The sequence below is a fragment of the Streptomyces sp. NPDC044044 genome (assembly GCF_056434405.1).
Genome location: NZ_JBWKFG010000004.1, coordinates 872,563 through 878,766 on the forward strand (window position 1 = coordinate 872,563; position 6,204 = coordinate 878,766).

The following is a 6,204-nucleotide window of genomic DNA, read 5'->3' on the forward strand; positions in this document are numbered from 1 at the left end:
GTGAAGGAGCGACGATGAACGACACTCCGGGCTGGGCTTCGCCCGGATCTGCCCCCTCCGACGGACAGGACTCCGGCACGACCGGACCTGCCGAGCCCGCCGAGCCCTCGGACCAGCCGAACGGTCCGGGCTCGAAGTGGTCCAAGGAGCAGCCGCCGCCCGCCCAGTGGTCCGCCCCCAGCCCGCCGACGCCCGGCCAGACCCCGCCTCCCCCCGCGCCTCCGCCCGGCGGTGGCTGGGGCGGCGGACGTCCGGGCGGCCCCGGCCCCGGTGGACCTGGCGGTCCCGGCGGCTACCCGGGCTGGGGCGCATGGCAGGGCCCGCCGCCCGCCGCCAAGCCCGGCGTCATCCCGCTGCGGCCGCTCGGCGTCGGCGAGATCCTGGACGGCGCGGTCTCCACGATGCGTACGTACTGGCGCACGGTGCTCGGCATCTCCCTTGCCGTGGCCGTGTTCACGGAGATCGTCGTCATCCTGCTGCAGGGGCTCGTCCTCGACGACAGCGAGACCACGGACGTCCTCGACGACCCGAGCGCGACCGTCGGCGAACTGACCCGCGCCCTGGGCGACACCCTGCTGAACTCCGGCGTGATCCTGCTGATCACCCTGCTCGGCACGATCGTCGCCACCGCCCTGCTCACGATGGTCACCAGTCGCGCGGTCCTCGGTAAGTCGGTCACCACGGCGGAGGCCTGGCAGGACGCCAAGCCACAGCTGCCGAGACTGATCGGCCTGACGCTGCTGCTCCCGCTCATCGGCATGGCGGTCGTCGCCGCGGGTTCCTTGCCCGGTGTGCTGATCGCGGTGGCCGGGGCGTCCGACGCGGGCATCAGCCTCGCCGTGCTCGGCGGGTTCGCCGCCCTGGTCGTCGCCACCTGGCTGCTCGTCCGCTTCTCGCTCGCCTCGCCCGCCCTGATGCTGGAGAAGCAGGGCGTGAAGAAGTCGCTGACCCGCTCGGTGAAGCTGGTCCGCGGCTCCTGGTGGCGGGTGTTCGGCATCCAGCTGCTCGCCGCGATCATCGCCAACGTAGTGGCGTCGATCATCGTCATCCCCTTCACCCTCATCGCGGGCGCGCTGAGCGGCGACGGCGTCACCGGCTTCCTCGACAGCGGCACCGGCGATCTCGGCTGGACCTTCCTGATCGTCAGCGGCGTCGGCTCGGTCATCGGTTCGATGCTGACGTTCCCGATCACCGCCGGCGTCACGGTCCTCCTCTACATCGACCAGCGGATCCGCCGCGAGGCGCTCGACCTCGAACTCGCGCGCGCCGCGGGCCTCCAGGGCGACAACGGCTCCAACGCCCCCGGAACCCCCGGGAGCTGATGCGGTGACGGGGGCAGTACTGCACGGAACAAGGGCGCTCGCACCGCTCCTGACGCGCACCGGCGACGACGACCCACCGGTGACGATCCCGCGCGACCCCGCAAGGGAGGCGGCCGAGCGCGAGCTGTCCGACCCCGCGTACCACGAGAACGACCCGAGCCTCCTGCAGCGCGCCCTGAACCGCTTCTGGGAATGGGTCGACGACCTGTTCACCGCCGCCTCGGGGGCAACCCCGGGCGGCGCCCTTGGCCTCCTGGTCATCGTCATCGCAGTGGTCGCCGTCATGGCGGCCCTGTGGTGGCGCCTCGGGACCCCGCACCGCGCTCCCACGTCGTCCCCCGCCCTCTTCGACGACCGCCCGCGCACCGCCGCGGAACACCGCGCCGCCGCCGAGGCACACGCCGCCCAGGGCCACTGGAACCAAGCCGTCCAGGAGCGCATGCGGGCGCTGGTCCGCTCCCTGGAGGAACGCGCCCTCCTGGACCCCCGCCCCGGCCGCACCGCGGACGAAGCAGCCGCGGAGGCCTCCGCCACCCTCCCGGCACACGCCACGGAACTCCACGCGGCAGCCCAGTCGTTCGACGCCATCACGTACGGCGGCCGCACAGCCACAGAACCGACGTACCGCCGCCTGACCACCCTGGACAAGGCCCTGACCCAAACAAGGCCAACCCTCAGCACCCAAGAGGGAGCCCCCAATTGACGGCCCCCCAGGACCCCACGGACACCTCCCCCAAGGCTGACAACGCACCAGGGGAAGCCAGCGGAACGAGCCCCGGGACCGGGATCGGGACCGAAGCCGAGCCCGAAGCCAGGACCGAGGCCGGACCCAAGCCCGAAGCCGGGGCCGGGGCCACTCTCGGTTCCGGGGCCGGATCCGGAACCGAGAGCGGAACAACACCAGAAGCCAACACCGGCGGCCCAAGCAGCCCCGGCAACTCCGGAGGCTCGACGAGCACCGGCACCGGCACCCCAGACACCCCAACCAGCGCCAGCGCCAATGCCAACGCCGACAACCCCGCCCTCACTCTCGCCCCCGCCCCCACTTCCTCCGCCCCCACCCCCCGCCAACTCTGGACCCGAACCCGCGGCATCCTCCTCGCCGTGGTCGTACTCCTGGCAGCCGCCATCGCCATCGCGACCGTCCGCTCCAGTGCCCAGCACGGCCGCCTCGACCCCCGCTCGGCCGACCCTTACGGCAGCCGTGCGGTAGCCGAACTCCTCGCCGACCGCGGCGTATCCACCCGCGTGGTCACCACCTCCGAAGAGGCCAGGTCCGCGGCAGGCCCGGACACCACGCTCCTGGTGGCCTCCCCCGACCGGCTCACCGAGCGCCAGCAGTCACGCCTCCGCACGGCCACCGAGGACTCCCGAGGCCGCACCGTCCTCCTCGCCCCCGGAACCCCGTCGATCAGCACCCTCGCACCAGGGGTCACCGCGGATGCCACCCCCAGCATCGACTCGACGCTCTCCCCTCGCTGCTCCCTGCCCGCCGCCCAGCGCGCAGGCTCCGCCGACGTGGGCGGCCTCCGCTACGACACCCTCGCCCCGGACGCCGAGTCCTGCTACCTCAGCGACGGTCTGCCCAGCCTCCTGCACCTCCCGGCGGCCGACGGAGCCGGCGACACCGTCGTGCTCGGCGCCCCCGACATCCTCTTCAACGACCGCGTCGACGAGCAGGGCAACGCCTCACTGGCCCTGCAACTCCTCGGCTCCCGCCCCCACTTGGTCTGGTACCTCCCCTCACCCGCCGACGACGCGGCGTCCGACGACTCCGCCGACCGCGACTTCTTCGACCTGATCCCCGACGGCTGGCTCTGGGCCACCCTCCAACTCACCATCGCCGCCGCACTCGCCGCCCTGTGGCGCGCCCGCCGCCTCGGCCCGCTGGTCCCCGAACGCCTCCCCGTGGCCATCCGCGCCTCGGAAACCGTCGAAGGCCGAGCCCGCCTCTACCGCAAGGCGAACGCCCGCGACCGCGCGGCCGCCGCCCTCCGCTCGACCACCCGCACCCGCATCGCCCCCCTCATCGGCGTATCCCCCGGCCAGGCGCACGCGCCCGAGACCCTGCTCCCCGCCCTGACCGCCAGGCTCCGCACCCCGGGCCAGGACCTGCACCCCCTCCTCTTCGGCCCGCCGCCCGGCAACGACGCAGCCCTCATCAACCTCGCCGACCAACTCGACGCCCTCGAAAAAGAGGTACGTACTTCATGATGGACCCGACCACTGACAACGCCGAGAACTCCGGAAGCTCCGGTAGCGCCCGCTCCTCCCTGGAGTCCCTGCGCACCGAGATCTCCAAGGCCGTGGTCGGCCAGGACCCCGCGGTGACAGGCCTCGTCGTGGCCCTGCTCTGCCGCGGTCACGTCCTGCTCGAAGGCGTACCCGGAGTGGCGAAGACTCTCCTCGTCCGCGCCCTCGCCGCATCCCTCGAACTCGACACCAAGCGCGTCCAGTTCACCCCGGACCTGATGCCGAGCGATGTCACGGGCTCCCTCATCTACGACGCCCGCACCACCGAGTTCTCCTTCCAGCCGGGCCCGGTCTTCACCAACCTCCTCCTCGCCGACGAGATCAACCGCACCCCTCCCAAGACCCAGTCCTCCCTCCTCGAAGCGATGGAGGAGCGCCAGGTCACGGTCGACGGCACCCCCCGCCCGCTCCCCGAGCCCTTCCTCGTCGCAGCGACCCAGAACCCGGTCGAGTACGAAGGCACGTACCCGCTCCCCGAAGCCCAGCTGGACCGTTTCCTCCTCAAGCTCACCGTCCCCCTCCCCTCCCGCCAGGACGAGATCGACGTCCTCACCCGGCACGCGCAAGGCTTCAACCCCCGCGACCTCCACGCCGCCGGCATCCGCCCCGTGGCAGGCCCCGCCGACCTGGAAGCAGCCCGCGCAGCGGTCGCCAAGACGTCGATCTCCCCCGAGATCACCGCCTACGTGGTCGACATCTGCCGCGCCACGCGCGAATCCCCGTCCTTCACACTCGGCGCCTCCCCCCGAGGCGCCACGGCGCTCCTCTCGACGGCCCGCGCCTGGGCCTGGCTGACGGGCCGCGACTATGTCATCCCCGACGACGTGAAGGCCCTCGCCCTGCCCACCCTCCGCCACCGCGTGCAACTCCGCCCGGAGGCCGAGATGGAGGGCGTGACGGCCGACTCCGTCATCAACGCGATCCTCGCCCACGTCCCGGTCCCCCGCTGATGGCCCTCACCGGCCGCACAGCCCTCCTGGCGGCCCTGGGCAGCCTCCCCGTGGGCATCTGGGACCCCAGCTGGACAGGCATCCTCGCCGTGAACGCCCCGCTGGCCCTGGCCTGCGCCTGCGACTTCGCCCTGGCCGCCCCCGTACGCCGCCTCGGCCTGACCCGCGCAGGCGACACCTCCGTACGCCTCGGGGAATCCGCCGACGTCGAGCTGACCGTCACCAACCCCTCCGGCCGCCCCCTGCGCGCCCAGCTCCGCGACGCCTGGCCCCCCAGCAGCTGGCAGCCCGGCACCGAAGTCGAGGCATCCCGCAACCGGTTGACGATCCCTCCCGGCGAACGCCGTCGCCTCACCACCCGCCTGCGCCCCACCCGCCGCGGCGACCACAGGGCGGACCGCGTCACCATCCGCTCGTACGGCCCCCTGGGCCTCCTCACCCGCCAGGGCAGCCACAAGGTCCCGTGGACGCTCCGGGTCCTGCCCCCCTTCACCAGCCGCAAGCACCTCCCGTCCAAGCTGGCCCGCCTGCGCGAACTCGACGGCCGCACCAGCGTCCTGACCCGCGGCCAGGGCACAGAGTTCGACAGCCTCCGCGACTACGTCCCCGGCGACGACACCCGCTCCATCGACTGGCGCGCCACCGCCCGCCAGTCCACCGTCGCCATCCGCACCTGGCGCCCGGAACGCGACCGCCACATCCTCCTGGTCCTCGACACCGGCCGCACCTCGGCGGGCCGCGTCGGCGACGCCCCGCGCCTCGACGCCTCGATGGACGCGGCCCTGCTCCTCGCGGCCCTGGCCTCCCGAGCGGGCGACCGGGTGGACCTCCTCGCATACGACCGCCGGGTACGCGCCCTGGTCCAGGGCAAGGCGGCAGGCGAGGTACTCCCCTCCGTGGTCAACGCCCTGGCCACACTCGAACCGGAACTCGTCGAAACGGACGCCAGAGGACTGACCTCAACGGCCCTCCGCACAGCGAGGCGCAGCTCGCTGATCGTGCTGCTCACCAGCCTCGACGCAGCCCCCATCGAAGAGGGCCTGCTCCCCGTACTCTCCCGACTCACCCAGCGCCACACGGTCCTGCTGGCATCAGTGGCCGACCCCCACATAGAGCAGATGGCCAAGGCCCGCGGAACAACGGAGGCCGTGTACGACGCGGCAGCCGCTGCCCAGGCCCACGCGGAACGCCATCGCACGGCAGAACAACTCATCCGTCATGGCGTCACAGTCGTGGACGCGACCCCCACCGACCTGGCCCCCGCCTTGGCAGACGCATACCTGTCCTTGAAGGCGGCCGGCCGCCTCTGAAACAGAAATAGGCCCTTGAAGGGCCTATATGCGGTGAACGCAGAAAACCCCCGCACCCAGAGGGTGCGGGGGTTTCCCGTTAATAATAGTTCGGCGGCGTCCTACTCTCCCACAGGGTCCCCCCTGCAGTACCATCGGCGCTGTGAGGCTTAGCTTCCGGGTTCGGAATGTAACCGGGCGTTTCCCTCACGCTATGACCACCGAAACACTATGAAACTGTCAACCGCACCGTAGTCGTGGCCCGACATACGGGGTTGTTCGTGGTTTCAGAACCAACACAGTGGACGCGAGCAACTGAGGACAAGCCCTCGGCCTATTAGTACCAGTCACCTCCACCCGTTGCCGGGCTTCCAGATCTGGCCTATCAAC

The 6,204-nt window shown here is 71.8% G+C and carries 5 protein-coding genes and 1 rRNA gene; 5 read left to right on the top strand and 1 reads right to left on the bottom strand.

Annotation, left to right across the window (positions count from 1 at the left end; translation table 11 throughout):
• The first annotated feature begins 14 nt into the window (after positions 1-14).
• The 5 genes from AC07AG_RS19505 to AC07AG_RS19525 all read left to right on the top strand — a co-directional run bounded on the left by AC07AG_RS19505 (position 15) and on the right by AC07AG_RS19525 (position 5,835).
• On the top strand, positions 15-1,322 hold the full coding sequence (locus tag AC07AG_RS19505) for a DUF7847 domain-containing protein (RefSeq protein WP_478756274.1): 1,308 nt from the start codon (positions 15-17) through the stop codon (positions 1,320-1,322).
• A 4-nt stretch (positions 1,323-1,326) separates the two neighbouring features.
• Entirely contained in the window at positions 1,327-2,025 is a 699-nt protein-coding gene (locus AC07AG_RS19510) for a DUF4129 domain-containing protein (RefSeq protein WP_478756275.1), read from the top strand.
• 401 nt (positions 2,026-2,426) lie between these two features.
• Complete coding sequence (locus AC07AG_RS19515; RefSeq protein ID WP_478756276.1) at positions 2,427-3,536, top strand: DUF4350 domain-containing protein; 1,110 nt, start codon at positions 2,427-2,429, stop codon at positions 3,534-3,536.
• A complete protein-coding gene (locus AC07AG_RS19520) occupies positions 3,533-4,525 on the top strand; it encodes an AAA family ATPase (protein ID WP_478756277.1) in 993 nt (330 codons plus the stop codon). The genes AC07AG_RS19515 and AC07AG_RS19520 overlap by 4 nt, the downstream gene beginning before the upstream one ends.
• Entirely contained in the window at positions 4,525-5,835 is a 1,311-nt protein-coding gene (locus AC07AG_RS19525) for a DUF58 domain-containing protein (protein WP_478756278.1), read from the top strand. The genes AC07AG_RS19520 and AC07AG_RS19525 overlap by 1 nt, the downstream gene beginning before the upstream one ends.
• Before the next feature lie 88 nt (positions 5,836-5,923).
• Here AC07AG_RS19525 and rrf read toward each other — a convergent pair.
• Positions 5,924-6,040: ribosomal RNA gene (gene rrf / locus AC07AG_RS19530) — 5S ribosomal RNA — on the bottom strand.
• Positions 6,041-6,204: the final 164 nt, after the last annotated feature.

Coding starts and splice junctions, on each gene's coding strand:
- AC07AG_RS19520 (WP_478756277.1), top strand. CDS start 3,533: ATGATGGACCCGACCACTGACAACGCCGAGAACTCCGGAAGCTCCGGT.
- AC07AG_RS19505 (WP_478756274.1), top strand. CDS start 15: ATGAACGACACTCCGGGCTGGGCTTCGCCCGGATCTGCCCCCTCCGAC.
- AC07AG_RS19525 (WP_478756278.1), top strand. CDS start 4,525: ATGGCCCTCACCGGCCGCACAGCCCTCCTGGCGGCCCTGGGCAGCCTC.